The sequence below is a fragment of the Viridibacillus sp. NPDC093762 genome (assembly GCF_050279675.1).
Classification (GTDB): domain Bacteria; phylum Bacillota; class Bacilli; order Bacillales_A; family Planococcaceae; genus Viridibacillus.
On the sequence record NZ_JBNNUK010000002.1, the window covers coordinates 92,705 to 118,537 of the forward strand.

The window sequence follows — 25,833 nt, forward strand, 5'->3', positions numbered from 1 at the left end:
CGCGGTGAATATCGTCCTCTTGAAAGGAATTTTCCTTTTGAGAGGACTTTTTTTATGCAATTTTCATAAAGAGTTGAGCAGAGGAGAGGATAAGTTATGAGCAGAGAGAAATTAAGTTATAGAACGACAGTGAAGAAATTGGCAGGCGATACATTAACACCCATATTAATATTCAATAGGTTAAAAGGACAACGAAAATTTTTGTTGGAAAACTCAGCAAAATCCGAAGAATCAGGACGCTATTCGTTTATTGGGGAGAACCCTCTAAAATCTTATAGTGGTAGCGGGCAAAAGTTAATTGAAAAACAATTCACAACAGGTAAAAGCTACGAGTATACTGGTGAATTATTGACTCAATTAAAACGATTAATGCCTAGAATTACAGAACAATCTGTCTTTCCTTTTACTGGTGGGGCTGTTGGTTATATTGGGTACGGTGCAGCAAAGATGGATTCTATATTAGATGACGAGTTGGATCTACCAGATGTGAATTTTCAAATCTATGAAACAATTATCATTTTTGATCATTTTGAAGATATCGTTACCATTATGCATACTGCTGTCAATCCAGAACAAGAGAAACCAGATTTAGAAGCTATTGCAGCGGAAATTTCGACTGGCAATGAAATGATTGATGAAGACTACTATTTAAGTGAATTTAAAAGCAATGTAACAAGAGAAGAATTTGAAAAGCAAGTTAATCAAGCTTTACATCATATACAAAACGGTGAAGTCGAGAAAGTGGTACTTTCACGTCAACTAGCTGCCGATTTAACTGGAAATCCATTTTTAATTTACCGAAAATTGCGTAAACAGAACCCATCACCTTATATGTACTATATAGAATTTGATCAACATATTTTAATCGGGGCCTCACGGGAAAATGTAGTTAGTGTTACCGATTACATAGTGAAGGTAAATCCAATTGCAGGAACTATTGGTCTCGGTCAAACAATAGATGAAGATGAGCATCAAGTAAGAAAGTTATTAAATGATCCGAAAGAAATTGCAGATCATAATATGTTGCTTGACGAGGCTAGACAGGAATTAATTCAAATATGTGCACCTGCTACAGTACGTGTGAAAAACTACTTGGAAAGTATTCGATTTAAACACGTCATGCACCTTATGTCAAATGTCGAAGGCAAATTATCACCAGTACTTCATGCTCTAGATGCCCTTTCAGCAACATTCCCAACAGGAACGGTGACGGGGAAACCAAAGCACTTGGCAATGGCTATTATTGATGAAATTGAGACAACGCATCGAAGCACATATGGTGGAGCCATTGGTTATATCGGTTTTAACGGAAATATAGATTTTGCTATTACGATTCAATCTATGCTTGTGAAAAATAATAAAGCGTATATTCAAGCAGGAGCAGGAATTGTTAAAGATTCAATTCCTTCTAATGAGTTTGACGAGACGGAAGCAAAGGCAAAGTCATTAATCTCTTTCCAAGGTGAATGAACTTACATGAGGAGTGTGCATGATGAAACAATTTATAAAAATGGTAGAGAACAATCAACATTTATTATTTGATGAAATGCTTCAAGCATCAACGCTAATGTTTCAAGATGAAACAGCTTTGCATGATATTCAGGCATTTTTAATCGCTTTAGCGAAAAAAGGGGAGACTGCTCATGAGGTGGCAGCACTTGCGACCATTATGAAATCTTTTGCGTTAGAGGTACCTGCTCCGACTGCAAGATATATGGATAATTGCGGTACGGGTGGAGATGGTGTGAATAGTTTCAATATAAGTACAACTGCAGCATTTGTGATGGCTGGTGCAGGAGTGATAATTGCAAAACATGGTAATCGAAAAATCTCTAGTGCTGCAGGAAGCTCTGACGTACTTGAAGCACTAGGTATTCATACTGATCTAACGATTGATGATACAGTTGAACTTTTAAATACACATGGAATAGCTTTTCTATATGCACCAAATGTCCATCCTAAATTAAAAAGAATTGGTCAAGTGAGACGCCAAATCGGTAAACCAACGATTTTCAACTTAGTAGGACCATTAACAAATCCAGTCACTTTAGATACGCAGTTTACAGGAATTAATAGACCTGAATTCACAATGGAATATGCAGCTGTTATGAAGATGCTTGGTCGAGATCGAGGAATTGTCGTTTGTGGAGCTGGAGGTATGGATGAAGCATCGCTCGCTGGTCAAAATGATTTTGTTTTAGTAGATCATGAAGATTTAATACCATTCTCATTAACACCTGAAGATGTTGGTTTAAAATCTGCACCCCTTGAAGCAATTCGTGGAGGTAATGCAGATGAAAATGCCATCATTATGCGCAAATTACTTGGTGGTGAAAGAGATGCATATTTTGATACGGTTGTTTTCAATGCAGCTATTGGTTTATTTGCATACGGATTAGTAGATCGCATTAAGGTCGGAATCGATCTAGCAATTGCCACGATTTTATCAGGTAAAGCTTTAGAAAAGTTAGATGCTGTAGTGGCATATAGTGAAGCTCGTAAAAAACAGGAGGCTATAAAATGACGATTTTAGATCGGATTTTAAAAGAAAAAGAAAATGAAGTCCTTAAATTACTACAAAGCCCTCCAGAAAAAATTAAAGGGTCAACTAAAAGACCATCTCTATTCGACGCACTTTATCAAAAAAAACGACTACAAATCATTGCTGAGATGAAACGCGCCTCTCCTTCTAAAGGGTTAATAAATGAAGGTGCCAATCCAGTAGAGCAAGCTAGTATTTATGAGCAATCTGGAGCAGCTTGTATATCAGTTTTAACTGACTCTCCTTTTTTTAAAGGCTCATTCGAAGATTTGAAAGCAGTATCTAAAGCCGTTGGAATACCGCTTCTATGTAAAGATTTTATCATTCATGAAGTACAAATTGATCAGGCAAAAGCTTCAGGTGCTTCTGTCATCTTGTTAATCGTGGCGGCATTACAACAAGAGAGATTACAAACACTATATGAATATGCAAAAAGAGCTAAATTAGAAATACTGGTTGAAGTACATAATACAAATGAACTTCAACAAGCTCTTAAGTTAGATGCAAGATTGATAGGTGTCAATAATCGTAATTTAAAAACATTTGAAGTTGATTTAGCGCGTACTGCTGAGATTGCAGACAGTTTCCCTTTCCATGAAAAACGAGTATTAATAAGTGAAAGCGGTATACAATCATCAAAGGATGCAGAAATTGTAGCAAATCATGGTGCGAGTGCCATTTTAGTCGGAGAAACATTAATGCGAAGTGGCGAGGTTGCACAAACTTTAGAAGCTTTCAAAGTGGAGAAAGGTGTGGAAATACAATGACAAAAGTAAAAATTTGTGGTTTACAAGAACCCGAACATGTTAAAACTGCAGTTTCAGCAGGAGCTGATGCCATTGGCTTTGTATTTGCACCGAGTAAACGCCAAATTTCAATTGACAAAGCTAAAGAGCTTGCTAAGTTCGTGCCTGAAGGTGTACTTAAAATTGGCGTTTTTGTTGATCCAACAATTGAAGAGTTAGAGCAAATTGTAGATACGGTACCACTTGACTATGTGCAGTTTCATGGACATGAAACACCTGAATATATTGAGACATTTCAATTTCCTTCTATTAAAGCATTAGCAGTAAAAAAGGTTGGAGATGTAGAAACTGGCTCTAAATATAAGACAGATTATTTATTATTCGATGCCCCTGGAACTGATTTCCAAGGGGGAAGTGGTATATCATTCGATTGGCAACTACTACAAGGACATGACATTTCAGAAAGTCGACTCATATTAGCAGGCGGTCTAACTCCTGCAAATGTAGGGGAAGCAATTAATCGTGTTAAACCATATATGGTAGATGTCTCTAGCGGTGTAGAAGTAGATGGACGTAAAAGTAATGAGTTAATAAAAGCATTTATTCAAGCAGCAAAAGGTGAGGAGAGATCTTAATGGTAAAAACAATCGGGCAAGAGCAAGCAGGACGTTATGGTAAATTCGGTGGTCAATACGTACCCGAAACATTGATGACTGCATTAATAGAATTAGAAGATGCCTATAAGGAAGCTCAACAAGATCCTGCATTTTATGAAGAATTAAATTACTATTTAAAAGATTATGTAGGGCGTGAGAATCCACTTTATTATGCTGAGCGCTTAACTAAGAAACTTGGCGGTGCGAAAATCTATCTAAAACGTGAAGACCTTAACCATACTGGTGCTCATAAAATTAATAATGCATTAGGTCAAGCACTACTTGCTATGCGTATGGGAAAAAAGAAAATTGTTGCAGAAACAGGTGCCGGCCAACACGGTGTAGCTACTGCCACTGTTTGTGCCCTGTTTGACTTAGAGTGTATCATTTTTATGGGAAAAGAAGATGTCAGACGACAAGCGTTAAACGTTTTCCGAATGGAATTACTTGGTGCAAAAGTAGTTTCAGTCGACCAAGGAGCTGGTACTTTAAAAGATGCGGTGAATGAAGCTCTTCGTTACTGGGTCGCAAATGTAGATGATACCCATTATATTTTAGGTTCGGCTCTCGGACCACATCCATTCCCGCAAATCGTACGTGATTTTCAACGTGTCATTGGACTTGAAACACGAAAACAAATTGTTGAAAGTGAAGGTAGATTACCAGATGCTATCGTAGCATGTATTGGTGGGGGTAGTAATGCAATCGGTATGTTCCATCCATTTGTCGATGATAAAGATGTTAAGCTTTATGGCGTAGAGGCGGCAGGAAGTGGACTCGAAACAGGTTTACATGCAGCGGCTATTGCAGATCAAAAAGAAGGCGTATTGCACGGAGCGTATATGTATGTTTTGCAAGATGACAATGGCTTTGTTCAAGAAGCGCATTCTATATCTGCCGGCTTAGACTATCCAGCTGTTGGACCGGAACATTGCTATTTACATGATATCGGTAGAGTGAAGTACGAATCTGTGACAGATCAAGAAGCATTAGATGGTTTGCAATTATTATCCCGAACTGAAGGAATAATACCAGCACTTGAAAGTTCACATGCTATTTTCTATGCAGCCAATTTAGCGAAAGAAATGAAAAAAGACGAGATTTTAGTAATCTGCTTATCAGGTCGTGGAGATAAAGACGTACAAACTGTTCGAGATGCATTAGGAGGAATTAATAATGGCAATTAAAACCTTACAAAAAGTGATGAAAGCGAAAGTAGCACAAGGCGAAAAAGCGTTTGTTGCTTACATTATGGCAGGGGACGGAGGACTAGATTCCCTTCGCGAACAGATATTGTTTTTACAAGATAGTGGTGTAACTGCTATAGAGCTGGGTATTCCATTTACAGATCCTGTTGCAGATGGACCAGTCATCCAAGAAGCAGGCCATCGTGCACTAGAAGCAGGTGCTAACCTACGTAATATATTAAAAACTATTAATAAATTTAAAGATGAAATTCACACTCCACTCGTAGTAATGACTTATTTGAACCCAATCATTGCATATGGTATTGAAGATTTCACCGATGCTTGTGAACAAAGTGGAGTGAGTGGTCTAATTATTCCTGATTTACCGTTAGAAGAATCTACTATCATCACAAGTGAATTACAAGGTACAGATATTGCACTTATTCAACTCGTATCATTAACAAGTCCACAACAACGTATTGAAAAAATTGCTAAAGCTGCAGAAGGATTTATTTATGCTGTTACTGTTAATGGTACAACCGGTGTGAGACAAGAATTTACAGAGCAACTTGAACAACATTTAGCTAATTTGAAAAAAGTAAGTCATGTACCGGTACTTGCTGGGTTTGGTATTTCAAATGCACAGCAAGTGAAGGAAATCGGTGCCATGGCAGATGGTGTCATTGTAGGTAGTGCCATTGTTAAAGCTTTCCATGATGATAATAAGGAACAAATTACAGAGTTGTTAAATAAACAAACTGTGTAAAATGCAAACCCCCATACATATTAGAGGTATGTATGGGGGTTTTTTGTATTCGAGAAGAACAAATTTGTTTCAGTACATTAGTTAATTAAAAAAAGCTATAAACCTAAACTGATACTATTCCTGCATTTTCAATACTTTTCTGTTATTGAGCGGTTGAACAGGTCTGTTGTTATTTGAGAAAATAGCTTTAAATGCATTAATTTGTTCTTTCGACATTTCAATGGGTTGCTCCATAATTGACCATTTAACACCTTCAGAACAAGGTGGCGTAGTTAAAGAACCACTGTATCGATATACTTTCTTATCAGTAGGTAATAATTTAGCAAGGTTTATAGTATTGGTTAAAGGAATGTCTGCTTCTGTAATATTAGTTGGTAGTTTTGACCAAATATCTCTTAGTAATTTATTTTCATTACCAGCATTGATGAGTATTCCGAGAACCGCTTTCTCTCCTTTGCTATTTTCATGAACAAGATGTGCCTCCATAGCATAATGTTGGCCATTAATTTGGTGCTCGCTCGGTGTATGGAAGTGCATTCTTAAAAATGTGTATTTATCACCATCTATTTCTATTGAGTTTTTTCCGGAATCATCAGTAGCTTGTATAGTGTGTCCGTTATTCATCAGCTTAAAAAGTGTAGGCTGATAGTTTATTTTGATATCTCCTAAATTTTTGTCCAATAATACATCTTCAAGGTCAATGTTAATTGGAGATTGTGCTGTACCTTTACCGCACATTGCAAATGAGGGATCTAAACTTGCCCATTTATTTGGAGCAGTATCTCCTTCATAAGACCACTCTATAGGTTTCGCTGTTGTTGCAACTTTTTCTTCTTCTAGCTTTTTTTCTGGCGCATAGGTTAGGGAACCATAAACGGCTACCGAGATACAGGCAGATGCTACAAATATACCGATAAATTTCTTGATTTCCATCAAACTTCACTCCTTTTTGCAGAAGCTAATGTCTTTTACTAAGTTGCTTCTTACAAATAAGGTAACCAAAAATTGCAGTTATTAGTTAAATGATTGTTAAAAAAGTGAAAATAATTTTTAAACGTCATTCAAATAAATAAAACATGTTACCAACTGTTCAGATTTTCATTTTAAAAACGTCTTAAAACAAACGTTAAAAACGGTGGAATTAGTAAATAGTTATAAAGCATGCGAATCAATTGATATATAGTTATTGTAGAGACATCCGCTCCATCTTCGTGCGCGATTATACCCATTTGATCCTTACCGCCAGGAGCTAAACTTAAAAATGCAGGCATAATGGATGTATTCTCTAAACTAACCATTACAAAACGCTTAATAAAAAAGTAAAAGCAATTAGTAATTCAGATGAATAATAAAATTAGGGAGTGACAGAGGCAGTATCATAGAATACATTCTTTACGATAAAATATATCTTCTTCAAGAGGAAATGAACACGTAGATTTATTAAAAACGAAATAGTCGTTAACGGTGCAAAAGCTTGGAGACTTATTAAAATTATGTATATAGCAACAAAAAACTGCTTCTAGCAAGCTAGTAAGCAGTTTTCTTAAGTTGATAGTCGAAAGATAGATTATTTTATGCCAGTGTTTGCTTTAACTGTAACTTCAGCATACTTACGAGCATCAGATTTAGCACCAACTAATGAACCAATCCAGCCTGCTAGGAAACCAGCAGGAACAGAAATGATTGCAGGGTTTGTTAATGGGAATAAAGCAGTACCAGTAAAGATTGCAGTACCTTCTGGATTCCAAAGGTTAGGGCTTACTACTACAAGTACTAGAGCAGTTACAAGACCTGTGATCATTGCAGCCATTGCACCAGTTGTATTGAACTTTTTGTAGTAGATTGTGTAAATGATAACAGGTAAGTTAGCACTTGCTGCGATACAGAATGCTAAAGATACTAAGAATGCAACGTTCATTGTTTGAGCACCTAAAGCTAAGATAATAGAGAATACTGCTACACCGATAGAAGCAAGGCGAGCTGCTTTCATTTGTTCTTTTTCTGTTACTTTACCTTTTTTGATAATTTGTCCATAAATATCATGAGCAAATGCAGATGCACCAGATAATACAAGTCCTGCTACTACTGCTAGGATTGTTGCGAATGCAACCGCACAGATGAATGACATTAACATATCGCCACCAAGTGCTTGAGCTAGAAGTGGTGCAGCCATGTTACCAGCAGCATTTGCTCCGATAATTTTCTCAGAACCTACGAATGCAGCAGCACCGAAGCCTAGGAAAATAGTTAAGATATAGAAAATACCTACGATCCAAGTTGCATAAACAACTGAACTACGGGCAGTTTTTGCATCTTTAACAGTGAAGAAACGCATTAAGATATGTGGTAAACCAGCAGTACCAAGAACTAATGCAATCATCATAGACATAGTATCTACACCATTTGTATATTTTGCACCTGCAACTAAGTAACCTTCTCCATGTGGAGTTGCTGTTTTCATTGTATTAAACATTTCAATAATATTGAAGTTGAATTTCATTAGAACCATTACAGAAATAATAACTGTACCAATCATCAATAAAACAGCTTTAATGATTTGAACCCAACTTGTTGCAGCCATCCCGCCCCAAAGAACGTAGATTGTCATCATAACACCAACAAGAAGTACAGCAACCCAATAATCAATACCTAATAATAATTGAATAAGTCCGCCTGCACCAACTAGCTGTGCAATCATGTAGAATAGTACAATTACAATTGTGCTTACTGCAGCAGTTCCACGAACCTTCTTTTGATCAAAGCGAGCAGTGATCATATCTGCTAAAGTGTAGCGACCAAGATTTCGTAATGGTTCAGCTACGATGTATAACACAACTAAATAAGCTACTAAGTAACCAATACTATAAAAGAAACCGTCAAATCCGAATAAAGCAATTGCACCAGCGATTCCTAAGAATGATGCAGCTGATAAGTAGTCACCAGCAATCGCGATTCCATTTTGCCATCCGGTTAAACCCCCACCCGCAGTATAGAATTCACTAGCTGAGTTTGTTTGCTTCGACGCAAGGTATGTAACAAATAGTGTTAAACCTACGATTGCTACGAAGAAAAAGATACCGATCATACTCATACCCATTAGTAATCACCATCCTTTACTTTCTCAATAATCGATTCTGCTTCTTGGTCAAATTTGTTTGCTTTACTCACATAAGTCATACATAAAATCCATGTCATGATAAATTGTGCTAAAGCAAAAACCCATACCAATGGAATGTCACCAATAACTTTGACATTTAGAACTGTAGTGAATGACGTTAAGACTGGTAAAGTGAAGTAGAAGAGTAAGAAGAAGATTGAGACCGGAACGATAAATGAATTCTTCTTTTTCACTAATGTCTTAAAATCTTGACTACTAGCAATTGCTACATAATCATCAGCAGTAATCTCTTTTTTACGTTTCTTAGTAGTTTTTTCAGAAGAGTCTGAATTATTAACACCTTCGAGAACGCTTTCAAGTTTGTGATCCATTGAATTTCCCCCTTTATAAAAAGTAAGAGTTAGCAGTGATTACCAAAACCCTTGAGATAATCATATTCAAATTGGTCTAAAATAGCAATCTTTTTCTATGAAAAAATTAAAAAAATTCTATTTTATGGTGGTTTTTTTCTGTATAAATCAAAAAAATCCTAATTTCAACATCGAATTAAGATGAGGGAATTAGGATTTTTACTAAAAATACACAAAATTATTATCAAAAATCACGTAATATCAGTAAAATCGTTAATATTATAGTTCAATTATAATGTCGGTTTAGAAAATATGTGTATAAGCGAGTAAATATATATATTTAATTACGAAATAATATATTATTATACAGTATTTCCCAATTCTTTTTCCGGTAATACATTACGAAAAAGTTTTTTAACTATTAATAGAGCAATTATTGTGAGCCCTTCAGCTAAAGGAAAAGCTAACCAAATATATTGCGTCCCAAAATAGTTAGGTAAAATCCAAAGTAATGGTAAAAATAATACTAGACTTCTTGCCATGATGATAAACATAGATAATCGGATTCGCTTGATCGCTTGATAGTATTCAGCCATAATTAAGTTGAAACTTAAAAACAAATAGCCGATGAAGAAATAGAAAATTCCCTCTTTCGTAAAAGCAATAACTTCTGGGTCCTTCACTCCGAATAACGTAATCATAGGATCTGCAAATAACCAACCAATTAGTAAGACAGTTACACCAAACCCAACACCAGTTATTAAACCAATTTTTAAAAATGATTGTAAGCGACTATACAGCTTGGCGCCGAAATGAAAACTTACGATAGGTTGAAGGGCGGCACCTATTCCAAGGAAAAGCATTAAGAAAACAACATGTAAGTAATTGACTACTGCATAAGCAGTTACACCTATTTCACCAACGAAATGGCTAAATGTAATATTATAAGCCACGACTATAATTGCTGCAGACCCTTCAACAACAAAACTTGGTGAGCCGATTTTTAGTATTTCAGCCATCGATTTATAATCAATTGTAAATCTAACAAATCGAAGTACACTTTCTTTGCGAACAAAATGATACAGTAAAACAATGACGCCAACAACTGTAGAAAGTACAGTTGCATAAGCGGCTCCAGCTACACCCATATCCATCATGAAAATGAAGATATAGTTGAAAATGATGTTTAAAACTGAAGTGGTAATTAACCCAATCATAGCTAGTTTTGGGTTACCATCATTACGGATGAAAATACTTAAAATATTCTCTAATACATAGACAATACCAAATAGTAAAATAACATGTAGATAATCTTCTACATAAGGAAGGATTTCATCACTTGCACCAAATAAATAAGCAATTTCTTGTTGCTTCCATAAGCTGAAAACTACTAAAACGCCGACAATTGAAATAGCTAAAACAAATGACTGTGTAAAAATCGAACGAGCTTTAACTACATTTCCTTGACCAATTGAAATGGAATATAATGTAGCTCCTCCCATGCCGATCCACAAAGAAATTGACAAGAGAATTGAGAAAATAGGTACAGCAATATTTACACCCGCAAGTGCTTCTGGACCAATCCCGTTACTAACAAATATGCCATCCACTAAAATATTGATAGACATTAAAATCATCCCTAAAAGAGAAGGGAATAAATAAGATGCAAAAACCTTAGGCACCGAATTATTTTGTAATTTAAAAGTTGACTCTGACATTAATAATACTCCTTAACACGGAGAAGCACACATTTCCGTTTATAATGTGGGGTTAAACTATATAGCTTTAACCATAACCTTCTCGTTGTGAACATCTAGTTCACCATTAAATTTAAAACCAAATTTCTTATATAAATGAATTGCCCCAGGATTATCTTCATATACACTTAAATATATTTTTTGACAATTAAATTCATTTGTTAATTTCTCGATTAATGCTTGAAGCATAATCTTTCCTAACCCTTGCCCTTGGAATTTAGCATCTATAAGGAATCGATCTAACCAAACTTGATCTCCATCCTCATTTGGGAATAATGCATACATAGCAAAGCCGACCAACTTGCTATTTGCGTATAATCCAACAGGGTGGTAATGTAAATCTTCTTTTGCTTCTTGCAAACATTCTTGAGGTGTTTCAATAAAACCTTTTTGCTCTTTTGCCACACTTAATTTCATGATGGCACTTTCATTTTCTTGCGTTACGTCATGAATCTCTATACTCATGACTATCAGTTCCCTTCAATAGAAAAAAATTATTTTTACTTACCATTTCACATGGTATATTAGAAATGATAAGGTATACGGTAACCGTATAGTCAAGGGAGATCACTTAAATGAGCGAAAATTTACGTAAATACTTCACAACCGGTGAATTTGCAAAAATCTGTCATGTAAAAAAACAAACGCTTTTTCATTATGATGAAATTGGTTTATTAACACCTGAAATCAAAACAGCAAAAGGCTATCGATATTATTCTTACCAACAATATGAAGTTTTTGCTGTCATAGAGTTATTAAAAGAGCTGAAAATGCCGTTAAAAGAAATAAGAGCTTTTTTACAAAATACAACGCCAATTGAATCAATTGAATTATTAGAACAACAAGCAAAATTGATTGAGAAAAAAATTGAAAATCTTACTCATCTACGAGAAATACTTAATACTAAATTAGCCATAACAAAAAACGCATTACAAACCAACTTTGAAAGTATTTCATTAGTGTATTCTGATGAAGAGTTGCTATTACGAAGTGACAGTACACTAGACACTACAGACAAGGAATTTCTTAAATCGGTTTCCAACTTTATCAACTATAGTGACAACTATGAGTTATATAGTGGCCATCCAATTGGAGCAATCCTACACAAAGATAAAATAATGGAGAGGGATTTTGAGAATTATTCATATTTATACACTAAAATGAAAAAAGGTTGGCAGGGAGAGAACATTTGGACGAAACCATCTGGCCTTTATATCGTCGGATATCATATAGGCGAGGAAGTCAATATTTTTGAAACTTATGATAGGTTGATTGCGTATAGTATAGAGCATCAGTTACAATTAAAAGGCTATTCATATGAAGAATATATTTTAGATGCAGTATCAGTTAATGACATTGAAAATTACGTTACTAAAATAATGATTGAGGTTGAAAAAAGTTGATATCCATTGGCGTTATGGGGGATGCATCAGATGACTGTACAAATTCAACGACCATCGGATATACCATTACTAGCAGTATTCTTAGAAATGATGAATAATCAGAAAGAGCATCATATTGGCTTTTGTGGTTTAGAGCGACATACTATCCATTCCAAGCTTACTTATTATTTCTCTGATTTGCCATTAAAAGAATCTTTCGTAGTCGCTTATGATCGTGGAGAAATTATAGGGGCGCTTGGTTTTGATGTCTACATGAATTTAAACAAAGCAAAAGTTTGTGGACCGTTTGTCAAATATCCAGGAAAATATCCTTATTTAGCAGAAGATATGTGGCTGGCACTAAATAGGGACATGCCAACAAAACTGCGAACATTTGAATTTCTCGTAAATGAAAATAACTATAGCATTCGCCAGCTACTAATAAAGCTACAGGCAAATGAAGTGAAACGAATGTATTTAACAAAGGCATTGAGAGATTCTGTTGAAAACTATACTAATGAAGAAACATCTGAAATACAATGGAATGTTCATCCTTTTCATTTATCATTTTGTAAGTTCTTACAAATAGACGAAGACGAATGGCAAAAGTTCACATCTAATTTAAATGAGGACCAAAAACTATTTTTCTACATAGATGAAGTACAAAATATTTCGGGGTATTCATATGTAAGAGTTGAACCGATGCACTATTTGGGAGAAATTCACCATTATACATTTCAAAACTTACAGAAAGAAAAGCGTACTCAGTTATTAAGGAAATCATTGATGCATATCTTTTCCTATCATCCTTTTACACGTACTGAGTTATTTTTAGATGTAGATGAACAGATGGATGTTTTTACAGATGCAGGTTTCAAAGTAACTGATGAAATGATCTATTATCAATTTATTAAAACGACTGAATAAGTCAGTTTAAGGTGGGCGGTTGTGTTGTCAAAGAAAATATTCGTATTAACAGGAGCACTATTAATTGTGGTATTAGTAGGGTATTATTTTTTAATTGTGCATTCCGATATAACAAGGCATGCAGAGCGAATGATAGAAGCGAAAATTCCAAAGGGAGCTGTACTAGTATCTAAAAGTGACAGGCATAAGCAGTTCAAAACTAACGGAGAATTTTATGCTGAATACCTTTTGAAACCAAAGCAAATTAAAAGATTTAAAGAATCAATTGCAGAACACGACAAGTGGCAACCATTACCTGCTAGTGAAGAATTTCAACAATTAGTAGCTAAGCAAATTCAACACGCTCTACCAACTGATGAACAGACCGGAAAATACTACTTTAAGAACAATGAAAATGACGACTCAGTTCAAGATATTATGAATAGTGAGACATACGACTTTACAGTAGCCGTTTTAAATGAACAGGCTGGTAAACTATATATTTTGAAAAAAGTACGGTGAAACGAATAGTATTGATTAGAACATCATTTTACCCGTCAATTTTCCACCTTCGTTTTTAAAATTAGAAGTAGAGAAGAACTTTACTCTTCACTAATTTAACTAAGACTGCTTAAATTCTTTAGCAGTCTTTTTTGTTTCCAAAAGTATGAAAGTTCTATACTATAAACCGTATAGTAAATAATTCGAGATAGGAAGTGATAGATTTGATAAGTATTAAGAAAAAGTCTCGTTCAGTTTATCCAATCATAGTGCCTACAAGTTATGGTAATGTAGGCACTATTAATAGTTACATATTAAATGACGGAGATACATTATCTTTAATAGATGCAGGGATTCATACAGAGAAATACAAAGATGCACTCATTACTACATTAGCAGCTAATGGTTATCAAATAAGCGATTTATCTCGTATTCTATTGACACATCATCATGAAGATCATGTTGGTCTAGTCAATTGGATTCTACAGAAAAAAGATATCCCCGTATATGCACATCATGAAGCCATTCCTCGTCTAATGGTAGAACAAGAATTTCTCGTAATGAGAAAGAATTTCTTTACGGAACTATACATATCTATGGGTTGCATAGAAGAAGCACAGCCACGCCTTGAAAAATTGCAACAGACAATTGAACATGTAAATGAAAACACTCTACAAACAATCATTCGTCCATTAGGGGAGGGGGATAGCATCTTAGGAATGAAAGTATTAGAAACTCCCGGGCATTCTGTTGATTCTATAAGTTTTTATGACGAGGAAAGGCAATGGCTATTAGCAGGGGATGTTGTATTAAAAACGACTTCTTCAAATGCAATTGTAGATCCAGATTTAAAAGGGAACCGTCTACATACCGTGAGACAACATAAGGAATCTTTAAAAAGGCTAAAGCAGTTAGATGTTGAATACCTTTTTGCTGGACATCAAGAAATTATTGAAGACCATCAACATGTCATTTCGCAAAAGCTAGATAAAATGCAACATAAAGCGAATCGTTTATATTCCGTTATTAAAGAAGGGACGCACCTTCCAAAAGAAATAGCTCAAGAATTATATCGGCATAAATACAATACAGAGTTTTCCCTCGTCATGTCAGAAGTCATTGGCTATTTAGACTATTTAGAAGTAGAAGGACTCTTAAAAAAATCATTGCAAAATGGCATATGGTACTATAAAGCACTGTAATAACAAAAACCACACCAACTATGAGTTATGAGTGGTTGGTGTGGGTTTTGTTTAGTTATTAGTCCCTCATTTCCCTTGTAAGCCTCATTCAATCTTCCCTCCCTCATTTTGAATGATAGTATATATCGTTTAAAACACCTTTATGGTTTGCTAAACGTTTTGTCCTCCATTCATAACTACTTTTTAAAATTCCTCCTTCACATTCACCAACTAAAATCCGGAATTTTCAAACTTTCCTATAATATTTGAATATCCATATAAATCAATCATTTTAGACAACTTATTATAGATTGAAATTAGTCCCTCTATCGCTTCAAGTCTTTCACTAGTTATTTGTTTATTTTTTTATATTATTATATTCAATTGTGTTTTTTCTTTATAAAGTATTTGAACTTTTGATCTTTGGCTAAAGTTTTTAAAACCACCGTAGCTTCTTCTACCTCATTCATTAATCATAGTTCTTCTACAAAATTTAAATAAATTGTAAATTTAGGTTTATAATTATACTTTTCTAATTTCCTTTCAACTTAATTACTTTTAACCAAAAATATATATTTAATTAAAATATACTTTATTAATACATAATGACTATATATTGTAATTAAAGTTATTTATAACCTAATTATCTTTTGCTTCGGTTTTAAGTAAGAATTTTTTGAATAATATGTACTCAGCTGTTGTTTGATCTATTTGAAATTGGATATTAATTGTAAAAGTTGCATATTATTAATCCAATATTAACAATTATTAACTAATATAACGTAGTTTTTCATATTCAATTTATTGTTAAAATAGGGAGGGCACGAAAAACAAAAACGATTCGAGACGTGTAATGATGCGTATATAGCATTCTCGAATCGTCTGAGAGTGAAATTGAAGCAACCTAATTTTTAGGAGATAATAAGCGGTTTTATAAGGAGAGTTTTGATGGAAAATGTTTTTTCAATAAAAGGTTCCCAAATACACATTTGGGAACCTTATTTGTGCTAAAATAGTAGTATAAGAGGTGACGAATTTTGCAAACTACATACCCAAAAATAATGAGAGACTTTCTAGTTTATTTAACAGCAATTAAAGGGAAGTCAAAAAGAACCCGTGAAGAATATGAATATGATTTATTATTATTTTTTAGATTCTTAAAAGCTGTACAACAAGATATGGATATAAAGTTAGTAGATCAAATAGATATATCAGACATAACGATAGATTTTATCCGAGAAATATCATTAGAAGACATGTACTTGTTTTTAGAGTATTGTGAGGAGCAAAGACGAAATAGCGCTCATGCAAGAGCAAGAAAAGGTGCTACATTAAAATCCTTCTTCAATTATTTGAAATCAAAACGACATTTAATAGAAGATAACCCTGCTAGTGAGTTAGAATCTCCTAAAATAGGGAAGAGACAACCTATTTATATGACGATGGAAGAGGCAAGAATTTTCATAGATGGCATAAAGGAATCTACACATTACTATCGTAATTATTGTATGATTACCTTCTTTTTAAACCTAGGAATACGTGTAACAGAGCTATGTAAACTGAATTTAACCTCTATACAAGGTAACTATTTAACAGTTACAGGTAAAGGTGATAAGGAAAGAACTGTTTTCATAAATGAAGCTTGTCAGAATGCTCTTTCACGCTATTTAAAGAAAGAACGCTATGGTATTAAAGACGCAGATAAGAACGAGTCTTTATTTCTATCACAGAAAGGAACACGCTTAACAAGGCAACGTGTTGCTAAAATAGTAAAAGAAATTAACGAGCAATCAGGATTAAATAAAACAAAGCTAACACCGCATAAATTACGACATACATCTGCAACAATGATGTATAAAAGTGGGGCAGATATTCGTAGTTTACAGCAGATTTTAGGGCACTCTAGCGTTTCTACAACGCAGATTTATACTCATGTAGAAGATAAAGAAATCCAACAAGTGATTGAAAATAACCCATTTAATCAATTAATTTAATAATAACAATGTATTTCGCATACAAATCCGCGCTTATTCTGAGCTAGCGGATTTTTTTAGTTTATATCTATTTACATAGTACTTTATTGATACTATAATTCCTTATTAATACATAACGACTAGGAGGTTTCATATGTTTTCTGTAGAGATTGATGAGAAATTGCAACTGAAGTTATTACAAGAGCATGATGCACAAGAGTTATTTACAGTTATGATGGGATCAAAAGAGAGTTTAAGAGAGTGGTTGCCCTTTATAGATTCAAATGAAGATGTAGGAGATACATTACAATTTATTCGGTCATCTATGAAGCAATTTAGTTCTAATGATGGCTTCCAAACTGCCATCGTATTTGAGGGTAACATAGTTGGAGTTATTGGTTTTCACCATATTAATTGGCAAAACAAGTCTACAAGTATCGGGTATTGGTTATCAAAGGACTATGAAGGCTTAGGTATTATGAGCAAATCAGTAAATAAGTTAATGGATCATGCCTTTCGGGATTTGAAGCTAAATCGTATAGAAGTGCGTGCTGCTATTGAAAATATGAGAAGTAGAGCGATTCCTGAGAGATTAGGAATGACTTTAGAAGGTTTTAGTCGTCAATCAGAGTGGTTATACGATCATTTTGTAGATCATGCCGTTTATAGCATTCTTCAAGAAGATTGGAAAATTAAGTAGTTGAGACCATCTTGAATGGTCTTTTTTTTATTAGTTTACATAATATTATTATGTAAACTAAACTCAACATGCCTGTAAAAATTAGGTGAATTACTAATAGTTACTATTACCTAGTGAATTTAATTTTATATAATTTAAGCTTAAATGAGATAGTGATTTTAAAAATATTTTAAAAACCACATGAATAATAGTAACTCAGTAAATTTCTTTTTCATTTATCTATTCTAAACAATCAAACTAGCTGAATTTTTCAGCTTATTGCATTTTACGAATGCTGTTTTTGAATTATTTTACAGCTAAAAACCTATATATTGTAGAAAAAACATGTCACAACTACTATAAATACTATATGAAAGGTGTAAAAATTTGATAATAGATACCATTCACTTTTGCTTTTATTAATTCATATTTTTTTCGATTTAGGTCTTTTTACCTTTTGTTTTTATTTGAATAATAGCCTTATATTGGTTGTGATAAAATAGGTACATGAGAGAAATTGCACGAATAATGCCGAAATTGATTAGGGGTGAGGTTATATGGATCAAGGTTATAGTCAAGCGACGGATCTTAGCCAACTTAATGATGCGTATTCAGTCCAACAATTAATAGATATTCAGCATGCATTAGACCAATCTATTATTGTTGCTATAACAGATAATAGAGGTATCATTACATTTGTAAATAATCATTTTTGTACCATTTCAAAATACAGTAAAGATGAGTTAATTGGGCAAGATCACCGTTTGTTGAACTCTGGTCATCATCCTAAAGCTTTTGTTAAAGAATTATGGCGTACAATTGGTAGCGGGAAAATATGGCGTGGTGATATTTGTAATCGTGCAAAAGATGGTAGTTTATATTGGGTGCAAACAACGATCATACCTTTTTTGAATGATAAAGGAAAACCTTACCAATATGTGTCAATTCGGACAGATGTAACAGAACAAAAAAATATCAAAAAACTAAAAATCTTTGCTTATCATGACGAATTGACGGGTTTATATAACCGTCGTATGTTGAATATATGTTTAGCAGACCTGTTCAAAAACGCACAAAAAGAAGGCTTTTCATTGTCACTCTTAATGATGGATATTGACCGTTTTAAAAGCATTAATGATGGATTAGGTAATTTAACAGGTGATTTATTTCTAATCGAAGTAGCGACTCGCTTGAAAAGATTAGGAATAGATGAAAAGTCACTATTTCGCTATAGTGGTGATAAATTTGCCATCATCATGAAGAATAATGAACATGCCATTTGGAAGGCACATCAAATAATGGCCAATTTTGAAGATAGTTTTTTGATTGAACAGTTTGAATTCTATTCTTCTATTAGTATCGGCATAAGCTCAAGTCTAGCTGATGCAAATACACCAGAGGACTTAATAAAATGTGCAAATGTCGCCTTGCTTGAAGCAAAAAAGAATAGAGCTAGCAATTACATACAATATGAAAATACGATGAATAGTACTCATAATCAATTCCTGCTGCTAGAAACAAAACTTCGTCATGCTATAAAGCAAGATGAAATTGAACTGTATTATCAACCGAAAATCGATTTAAAAACCAATCAATTAATCGGAATGGAAGGTTTAATTCGTTGGTATGATAAGGATTACGGCTTTATCTCTCCAGCTAAGTTTATCCCTTTTGCAGAAGAGTGCGGATTGATTAGTTCTATTGGTGAATGGACATTGAAAAGGGCTTGTAAACAAATGAAGAAGTGGCTTGATGAATATGGGTTGGATATTCGTATTTCAGTTAATATTTCGCCTATTCATTTGAAAGAAAGGAATTTTGTGAACAATTTACGTGCAGTATTACAGGATACAGGTTTACCCGCTAAAAATTTAGAGTTAGAAATTACCGAAATGAGCTTAATGCATCAAACAGAGGAATTGATTGCAACGTTTAATCAACTAAAAGCTCTGGGAGTAATCATCGCGATTGATGACTTTGGAACAGGTTATTCCTCACTCAGCTACTTAAAGCAGTTTCCAATTGATGTATTGAAGATTGATCAATCGTTCATCCATGGTTTAAAAACAGGGCTCAGTAATGTCGCAATGGTGACCGCTATTATCAAATTAGCGCATGCATTGAGTATGCAAGTGGTTGCCGAAGGGGTAGAGACGGAAGATGAATTGTATATCGTCCGTGAAAACCTATGTGACTTTGCACAAGGATATTACTTTAGTAAGCCATTACCGACAGATGAATTTTCCGCAAAATTACATGAATTGTATTTATCTAGAATCTAGGGAAATGCCTTATATACTGAGAAAGCTATACAAAAAGGTCGCCCTATACACTGAGGTGACCTTTTTGTATGATTTTTATTCAAAATGGATTTTTAAGGTGTGAAAATAGTTCGCTCATTAAGTAATACAGACTACAACAATAAAGAATTTGTGATTGAAGATATTGATGGTAGGTGGATAGCATTTGGTATCAAAAAAGCTTAGAATCGCCTCTTACGCAATTTTTGTAGAATGAAAAGCTATCATAATAAATTATTAAAATCATACATTATAAAGAATTTTCTAAATTTTTTATTGACAATAGATTTCTAAAGTTGTAAATTAAGAATCAACAAAATAACTTTTTTCTTATCCAGAGAGGTGGAGGGACTGGCCCTGTGAAATCTCAGCAACGGACGATGTACCGTGCTAATTCCAGAAGCGTATGCTTGAAGATAAGAAGAGTGCATGGACGTATCGTCAACCTCTTCTTATCAAGAAGAGGTTTTTTTGTTCAAAAAATGATGAGGTGATGGATATGTCAACAGAATTAATCAATGCACTACAAACGTTAAAAGAAAAGAAATGGATCGATTTAACACATACCTTTGGAGTAGAAACACCACGTTTCAACGCATTTAAAGGGTTGGAAAAAACAACTCTATTTTCACATGATGATGGCTTTTTTGCTCAGAATTTTTCGTTTGCTGGACAATATGGAACACATTTAGATGCACCTATTCACTTTGTTCGTGATGCTCGTTATTTAGAAGAATTAGAGTTAAAAGAGCTTGCACTGCCGCTCGTTGTAATAGATCATTCAAAAGATGCAACAGAGAATCATGATTTCACGATTTCAGTTGAAGATATTTTGAATTTTGAGGTAGAACACGGTGAAATTGAGGCAGGTACATTTGTTGCACTTCGTACAGATTGGAGTAAACGTTGGCCTGATGTAGAAGCATTTAATAACTTTGATGCTGAGGGAAATCCGCATGCACCAGGATGGTCGGTAGATGCACTAAAATTCTTGTTTGAAGAGCGTCATATTAAAGCAGTAGGACATGAAACATTTGATACGGACTCTAGCATTTTATACCGTCAAAACAATGCATTACTAGGTGAACTATATGTATTGGAACAAGATACATATCAAGTAGAGTTGCTAACAAATTTAGACCAGCTACCCGCAAAAGGGGCTGTCATCTTTAACATCGTACCTAAACCTGAAAAGGCTTCAGGTTTCCCAGTTCGCTCATTTGCCATCCTACCTTAATTACTCATAGCAAATGAATAATAGGAACTGAGAGGTGAACTCTTTGGTTATTAGAATTGATGATTTATCAGGTGACGCAGTTAAGGTGTTTTTGGAGGAGCATCTTCAAGGTATGGCACTAAATTCTCCACCAGAAAGTATACATGCGTTAAATATCGAGGAATTGATAAAAATAGAGATTACTTTCTGGAGTGCATGGGAAGCAGGTACATTAGAAGGTTGCGGAGCACTAATAGAATTGGATGCACACCATGGTGAAATAAAATCCATGCGTACTTCTTCATAATATTTACGGAAAGGCGTATCCTTGATCATATCATTGAAGAGGCAATGTACCGCGGTTATAAGCGTCTAAGTTTAGAAACAGGTTCAATGGTGGCTTTTGTACCTGCTAGCTGAATTAGAAAAATGGTTTTCAATATTGTAAGCCATTTTCTAATTACATTGACGATCCGAATAGCGCTTTTATGAAATTAGAGTTATAAGTATATTAATTATTATTTTATTTACAAAAATATATAAAACGATAAGAGCATGTTTTGAAATGTAGATTATTCAAAACATGCTCTTTCTGTTTGTTCTACTATATTTTAGTTGGACAATACTTCTTACATGTTAAGAAAGCTTTGCAGAACAGCGAATAGCAGTAGCAATGGTTTTAATTTTTTGTTCTTTCGCTATTAATGCTTGTTGAGCTTCTTCTAATGTTACGAGCTCGAATCGGATTTTAGCACCTGTTTGTAACTGTGCAAGACTAGCTAGATCAGCTGTGATGACTTGAACCATTTTCGGATAACCCCCAGTTGTTTGGCGATCGGCCATTAAAATGATCGGTTTACCATTTGGTGGGATTTGAACTGTTCCAAACGTCACAGCCTCTGATAACAATTCGAATTTCTCTGTCAATGATAACGTTGGTCCTTCAAAGCGGTACCCCATTCGATCAGCCTCTGTAGAAAGTGTGTAAGGGTTGTTTGTTAAACAATGCTGACTTTCAGTGGTAAAACAATCCCACTCTGTACCAGGTATCACACGAATTGTTTGCTGTTGATTTAATGAGATTAATTCGTTGTGATTTACAGACCACGAAGCAGGACCTATTAGTTGTATTGCATATTGATGTATTTCTTTATTTTTTTTAGTATAAGGTCCGATATTTACTTCATCCTGTTTTTGTAATGCTCTACCTTCAAATCCGCCCATTCCCGCCTTTAAATAAGTACTTTTACTATTCATTACAGTAGGAACTTGTATACCGCCAGCAAAGCTTACATAAGCACGACAACCTGTATGGGCTTTTTTAAACTTTAATACGTCTCCTTTTTTCACAATAAATGGACGCCAAAGTGGTACGAGTTCATTATTAATCGTTGCTGTTAGATCTCCACCTGTAAGTGCAATAAGGTGGTCATCATTAAATTGTAATACAGTCCCAAATAATGAAACCTCAAGTACGGCTTCACTTTCTAAGTTCCCTACAAGAATATTCGCAATTCTTAATGAATAAGCATCCATTGCACCACTAACGATGACTCCATATTTTTGTGACCCGAATCTTCCTAGATCTTGAATGGTAGTTAATAAACCTGGTTTAATGACTGTAACTGTCATGATCTCGTCTCCTTCAATTGTTTGTATTCTTTTACGGATATTGGTTTAAAGCGAATACAATCACCTGCTTGCAACAGGGAAGGTGGCGTTTCATTTGGTAAAAATAAATCGAGTGGCGTACGACCAATGATTTGCCAGCCACCAGGTGTTTCAAATGGGTAAATTCCTGTTTGTTTGCCTGCAATCCCAACCGAAAGTGCAGGTATGGCAAGTCTAGGTGTTTCTTTTCGAGGTGTTGCTATAGCTTCATTCATGCCTCCCATAAAAGCGAAACCAGGTGCAAAACCAAGCATATAAACAAGACACTCATTCGCACTATGTAATTGAATGACTTCATCAGTCGTTAATCCATTAATTTCGGCCACATATTCTAAGTCTGGTCCATATTCACCACCATAAACAACGGGTATTTCAACCACTCTTTGCGTGTGTTGTTTAACTGTTGTCATTTGGGTAATCAGTTGTTGCACATACTGACATACAAAGCTATATGATGTTACCTTTCCATTAACCTTAAAAATAGTATAAGGATTGTAGTAGATTGTAATATTTGTATATGCTGGAACGGCTTCTATAAACCCTTCAAATGGCTGTTCTTCAAGCAATGAAGCTAAATTTTGTAAAATTGTACAGTTTGACGGATCGATTGTATTTCCAATCTGAACCATTACTGCTGAATCACCCAAAGGTTTAAATTTAACATGTTTAAATTCTTCTCCCATAATGTACAACCCCTCATTTTGCATTTTAAACAATATAATCATATAGATAAATAATGGTAAATGACAAGTAAGTTATTTACAATTGATAATTCATTATAGTGAGAAAGTTCAAAAATAAATGTTTTCAGAATAATGATTTAGTGATAATATAAGTTTTGTGTCAGAAAAACTGACATTAAATCCACTTTGAATTAGTAAGGGGCTGAGAAAATGTTTCATGTAGACTTGAATTGCGATTTAGGAGAAAGTTTTGGTCATTACAAACTAGGGGAACAAGAAGAAATTTTAAATTATATTACTTCAGCTAATGTAGCATGTGGTTTCCATGCAGGTGACCCAACAGTGATGAGGGAAACAGTTAAAATGGCTATTGCTAAAGGTGTCAAAATTGGTGCCCATCCTGGTTTGCCTGATTTAAATGGATTTGGACGACGCCCAATGCAAATTACTCCTCAAGAAGGCTATGACATGGTCGTATATCAAATTGGTGCACTACAAGGGTTTTTATCTACATGTGGAGAGAAAATGCAGCACGTAAAACCTCACGGAGCATTATATAATATGGCTGCTAAAGATCAGGCATTATCTAAGGCTATTGCCCAAGCTGTCTATGATGTCTCACCTGAGCTAGTATTATTCGGATTAGCTGGAAGTGAGTTAACGAAGGCAGGAGAAAAACTTGGTCTTCAAACAGCTCATGAAGTATTTTCTGACCGTACATATCAAGCGGATGGTTCACTTACTTCACGTACACAATCCAATGCTTTAGTAACAGACGAGGAACAGTCTGTAAATCAAGTCGTAACAATGGTCAAAGAAGGTTATATTGAGTCTCAACAACAAACGAAAGTATTATTGCGAGCAGACACTGTTTGTATCCATGGGGATGGAGTACATGCTCTTGCATTTGCAAAATATATTCGAAACACATTGGAGAAAAATAACATCAACGTTCAAGCATTTCACGTATAAAAAGGGGTTTTCATATGACAAAAGTTAGCTTAAATCAAGGGCAAGACAGAAAGAAAGTAGGGCGTAGCGTCTTATTAGGAGCTGCCTTCCTTATGGCAACATCATCGATTGGACCAGGATTTTTAACACAAACGACGGTCTTTACACAACAATTAGGGGCTAGTTTTGCCTTTGTTATTTTAGTTTCACTTATTTTAGATGTCTTCGCTCAAATAAATGTATGGCGTATCATCGCAGTATCAGGTATGCGTGGTCAAGAAATTGCCAACAAAGTACTTCCTGGTTTAGGTCTTGTATTAGCCATCATGATTGTTATTGGTGGACTAGCGTTTAATATCGGGAACGTTGCAGGAGCTGGTCTAGGTTTAAATGCTATGCTCGGCTTGGATCCGATTATGGGCGCAGTTATTAGTGCAGTTTTTGCAATTTTCATTTTCCTTGTAAAAGAAGCAGGTAAAGCGATGGATAAGGTTGCACAAGCAGCTGGCTTTATCATGATTTTACTAATGATGTATGTTGCTTTTACAACATCACCACCAGTTGGTGATGCATTAGCTAATACATTTACACCAGAAAAAATTGATATTCTTTCAATCGTAACTTTAGTTGGGGGAACAGTTGGTGGATATATTGTTTTCGCCGGTGGTCACCGCTTACTAGATGCAGGAGTTAAAGGGGTAGAATCTTTACCTGATGTAACGAAAAGTTCTGTAACAGGAATTGCTGCTACTGGTATTATGCGTGTAGCACTATTCTTAGCGGTATTAGGTGTAGTACATCAAGGTTTGACAATTGACCCTGCTAACCCACCTGCTTCTGTATTTAAATTAGCTGCAGGTGAAATCGGTTATCGTATGTTTGGTGTTATTATGTGGGCTGCTGCGATTACTTCTGTAGTAGGTGCTGCATATACATCAGTATCATTTATTCGTTCTTTCCACCCAATGATTGATAAATATCATAACTGGGTAATTATTGTCTTTATCGTTGTATCAACTATCACATTTGCATTCGTTGGTAAACCTGTTAAAATTCTTGTTTTAGTAGGGGCAATCAATGCAATAATTTTACCTCTAGCACTTGGAACGTTATTAATCGCAGCATATAAAAAAGAGATTGTTGGTAATTATAAACATCCGATGTGGTTAACGATTCCAGGTATTTTTGTTGTAGTAGTTATGGCTGTACTTAGCGTTCGTACACTTATTATCGAATTACCTAAACTATTTAGCTAGTTAAGAAAGTGG

General features: G+C 34.7%; 24 protein-coding genes, 2 pseudogenes, 1 riboswitch and 1 other annotated feature (1 of these 28 running past the window's edge). Of the genes and pseudogenes, 18 read left to right on the plus strand and 8 right to left on the minus strand.

Annotated features, from left to right (window positions below):
- Window positions 1-22, plus strand: a binding site (T-box leader); it begins 222 nt to the left of the window's first position.
- 74 nt (window positions 23-96) lie between these two features.
- The 6 genes from ACQKM9_RS04280 to trpA are packed head-to-tail and all read left to right on the plus strand — an operon-like array spanning window position 97 to window position 5,897.
- Window positions 97-1,470, plus strand: coding sequence for an anthranilate synthase component I family protein (locus ACQKM9_RS04280; protein WP_427732977.1), 1,374 nt, complete (start codon window positions 97-99; stop codon window positions 1,468-1,470).
- Window positions 1,471-1,492: 22 nt separating this feature from the next.
- A complete protein-coding gene (gene trpD / locus ACQKM9_RS04285; RefSeq protein WP_427732979.1) occupies window positions 1,493-2,524 on the plus strand; it encodes an anthranilate phosphoribosyltransferase in 1,032 nt (343 codons plus the stop codon).
- The gene (gene trpC / locus ACQKM9_RS04290) at window positions 2,521-3,309 is read left to right on the plus strand and encodes an indole-3-glycerol phosphate synthase TrpC (RefSeq protein WP_427732981.1); all 789 of its coding nucleotides are present in this window, start codon (window positions 2,521-2,523) and stop codon (window positions 3,307-3,309) included. The genes trpD and trpC overlap by 4 nt, the downstream gene beginning before the upstream one ends.
- On the plus strand, window positions 3,306-3,923 hold the full coding sequence (locus ACQKM9_RS04295) for a phosphoribosylanthranilate isomerase (RefSeq protein WP_427732983.1): 618 nt from the start codon (window positions 3,306-3,308) through the stop codon (window positions 3,921-3,923). Before trpC ends, ACQKM9_RS04295 begins: the two co-directional genes overlap by 4 nt.
- Window positions 3,923-5,131 (plus strand): tryptophan synthase subunit beta, encoded by a 1,209-nt coding sequence (trpB, locus tag ACQKM9_RS04300; RefSeq protein WP_427732985.1) that lies wholly within the window; start codon window positions 3,923-3,925, stop codon window positions 5,129-5,131. Before ACQKM9_RS04295 ends, trpB begins: the two co-directional genes overlap by 1 nt.
- Window positions 5,121-5,897 carry a tryptophan synthase subunit alpha gene (gene trpA / locus ACQKM9_RS04305; RefSeq protein ID WP_427732987.1) on the plus strand — a complete coding sequence of 259 codons (777 nt, stop codon included), beginning with the start codon at window positions 5,121-5,123 and terminating at the stop codon, window positions 5,895-5,897. The genes trpB and trpA overlap by 11 nt, the downstream gene beginning before the upstream one ends.
- Window positions 5,898-6,011: 114 nt before the next feature.
- Here the strand turns inward: trpA and ACQKM9_RS04310 are convergent, their stop codons facing one another.
- The 6 genes from ACQKM9_RS04310 to ACQKM9_RS04335 all read right to left on the minus strand — a co-directional run bounded on the left by ACQKM9_RS04310 (window position 6,012) and on the right by ACQKM9_RS04335 (window position 11,587).
- The gene (locus ACQKM9_RS04310) at window positions 6,012-6,830 is read right to left on the minus strand and encodes a carbonic anhydrase (protein ID WP_427732989.1); all 819 of its coding nucleotides are present in this window, start codon (window positions 6,828-6,830) and stop codon (window positions 6,012-6,014) included.
- 170 nt (window positions 6,831-7,000) lie between these two features.
- Window positions 7,001-7,168: an AbrB family transcriptional regulator gene (locus ACQKM9_RS04315; protein WP_427732991.1), complete on the minus strand. Its 168-nt coding sequence runs from the start codon at window positions 7,166-7,168 to the stop codon at window positions 7,001-7,003.
- 296 nt (window positions 7,169-7,464) lie between these two features.
- Window positions 7,465-8,988, minus strand: a complete 1,524-nt coding sequence (locus ACQKM9_RS04320; protein WP_427733387.1) for a solute symporter family protein — start codon at window positions 8,986-8,988, stop codon at window positions 7,465-7,467.
- Window positions 8,989-8,993: 5 nt separating this feature from the next.
- Window positions 8,994-9,386 (minus strand): DUF485 domain-containing protein, encoded by a 393-nt coding sequence (locus tag ACQKM9_RS04325; RefSeq protein WP_427732993.1) that lies wholly within the window; start codon window positions 9,384-9,386, stop codon window positions 8,994-8,996.
- Between the two features lie 341 nt (window positions 9,387-9,727).
- A complete protein-coding gene (locus ACQKM9_RS04330; protein WP_427732995.1) occupies window positions 9,728-11,083 on the minus strand; it encodes an MATE family efflux transporter in 1,356 nt (451 codons plus the stop codon).
- Between the two features lie 57 nt (window positions 11,084-11,140).
- Entirely contained in the window at window positions 11,141-11,587 is a 447-nt protein-coding gene (locus ACQKM9_RS04335) for a GNAT family N-acetyltransferase (protein WP_427732996.1), read from the minus strand.
- 110 nt (window positions 11,588-11,697) lie between these two features.
- On the opposite strand from ACQKM9_RS04335, the gene ACQKM9_RS04340 reads away from it, so the two are divergent.
- The 10 genes and pseudogenes from ACQKM9_RS04340 (at window position 11,698) to ACQKM9_RS04385 (ending at window position 21,766) form a co-directional block, all read left to right on the plus strand.
- Window positions 11,698-12,525: a MerR family transcriptional regulator gene (locus ACQKM9_RS04340; protein ID WP_427732998.1), complete on the plus strand. Its 828-nt coding sequence runs from the start codon at window positions 11,698-11,700 to the stop codon at window positions 12,523-12,525.
- Between the two features lie 30 nt (window positions 12,526-12,555).
- On the plus strand, window positions 12,556-13,431 hold the full coding sequence (locus tag ACQKM9_RS04345) for a hypothetical protein (protein ID WP_427733000.1): 876 nt from the start codon (window positions 12,556-12,558) through the stop codon (window positions 13,429-13,431).
- A 24-nt stretch (window positions 13,432-13,455) separates the two neighbouring features.
- Window positions 13,456-13,932, plus strand: a complete 477-nt coding sequence (locus ACQKM9_RS04350) for a hypothetical protein (RefSeq protein ID WP_427733002.1) — start codon at window positions 13,456-13,458, stop codon at window positions 13,930-13,932.
- A 203-nt stretch (window positions 13,933-14,135) separates the two neighbouring features.
- On the plus strand, window positions 14,136-15,113 hold the full coding sequence (locus ACQKM9_RS04355) for an MBL fold metallo-hydrolase (protein WP_427733003.1): 978 nt from the start codon (window positions 14,136-14,138) through the stop codon (window positions 15,111-15,113).
- A 1,040-nt stretch (window positions 15,114-16,153) separates the two neighbouring features.
- A complete protein-coding gene (locus ACQKM9_RS04360) occupies window positions 16,154-17,086 on the plus strand; it encodes a tyrosine recombinase XerC (RefSeq protein ID WP_427733005.1) in 933 nt (310 codons plus the stop codon).
- A 133-nt stretch (window positions 17,087-17,219) separates the two neighbouring features.
- Window positions 17,220-17,765 (plus strand): GNAT family N-acetyltransferase, encoded by a 546-nt coding sequence (locus tag ACQKM9_RS04365; protein ID WP_427733007.1) that lies wholly within the window; start codon window positions 17,220-17,222, stop codon window positions 17,763-17,765.
- A 536-nt stretch (window positions 17,766-18,301) separates the two neighbouring features.
- Window positions 18,302-20,026, plus strand: a complete 1,725-nt coding sequence (locus tag ACQKM9_RS04370) for a putative bifunctional diguanylate cyclase/phosphodiesterase (RefSeq protein WP_427733009.1) — start codon at window positions 18,302-18,304, stop codon at window positions 20,024-20,026.
- 99 nt (window positions 20,027-20,125) lie between these two features.
- Window positions 20,126-20,230 (plus strand): annotated as a pseudogene (locus tag ACQKM9_RS04375) (VOC family protein); the annotation flags it as partial.
- A 141-nt stretch (window positions 20,231-20,371) separates the two neighbouring features.
- Window positions 20,372-20,467: riboswitch (SAM riboswitch) on the plus strand.
- Window positions 20,468-20,543: 76 nt separating this feature from the next.
- Window positions 20,544-21,281, plus strand: coding sequence for a cyclase family protein (locus ACQKM9_RS04380; RefSeq protein ID WP_427733011.1), 738 nt, complete (start codon window positions 20,544-20,546; stop codon window positions 21,279-21,281).
- Window positions 21,282-21,324: 43 nt separating this feature from the next.
- Window positions 21,325-21,766 (plus strand): annotated as a pseudogene (locus ACQKM9_RS04385) (GNAT family N-acetyltransferase).
- Window positions 21,767-21,896: 130 nt separating this feature from the next.
- Here ACQKM9_RS04385 and ACQKM9_RS04390 read toward each other — a convergent pair.
- Window positions 21,897-22,892, minus strand: a complete 996-nt coding sequence (locus ACQKM9_RS04390) for a biotin-dependent carboxyltransferase family protein (protein WP_427733013.1) — start codon at window positions 22,890-22,892, stop codon at window positions 21,897-21,899.
- Window positions 22,889-23,614: a 5-oxoprolinase subunit PxpB gene (gene pxpB / locus ACQKM9_RS04395; protein ID WP_427733015.1), complete on the minus strand. Its 726-nt coding sequence runs from the start codon at window positions 23,612-23,614 to the stop codon at window positions 22,889-22,891. The genes ACQKM9_RS04390 and pxpB overlap by 4 nt, the downstream gene beginning before the upstream one ends.
- 210 nt (window positions 23,615-23,824) lie before the next feature.
- Here pxpB and ACQKM9_RS04400 point away from each other — a divergent pair, with 210 nt between their 5' ends.
- Both ACQKM9_RS04400 and ACQKM9_RS04405 read left to right on the plus strand, forming a co-directional pair.
- Window positions 23,825-24,586, plus strand: a complete 762-nt coding sequence (locus ACQKM9_RS04400; protein WP_427733016.1) for a LamB/YcsF family protein — start codon at window positions 23,825-23,827, stop codon at window positions 24,584-24,586.
- 14 nt (window positions 24,587-24,600) lie between these two features.
- Window positions 24,601-25,821 carry an NRAMP family divalent metal transporter gene (locus tag ACQKM9_RS04405; protein ID WP_427733018.1) on the plus strand — a complete coding sequence of 407 codons (1,221 nt, stop codon included), beginning with the start codon at window positions 24,601-24,603 and terminating at the stop codon, window positions 25,819-25,821.
- Window positions 25,822-25,833: the final 12 nt, after the last annotated feature.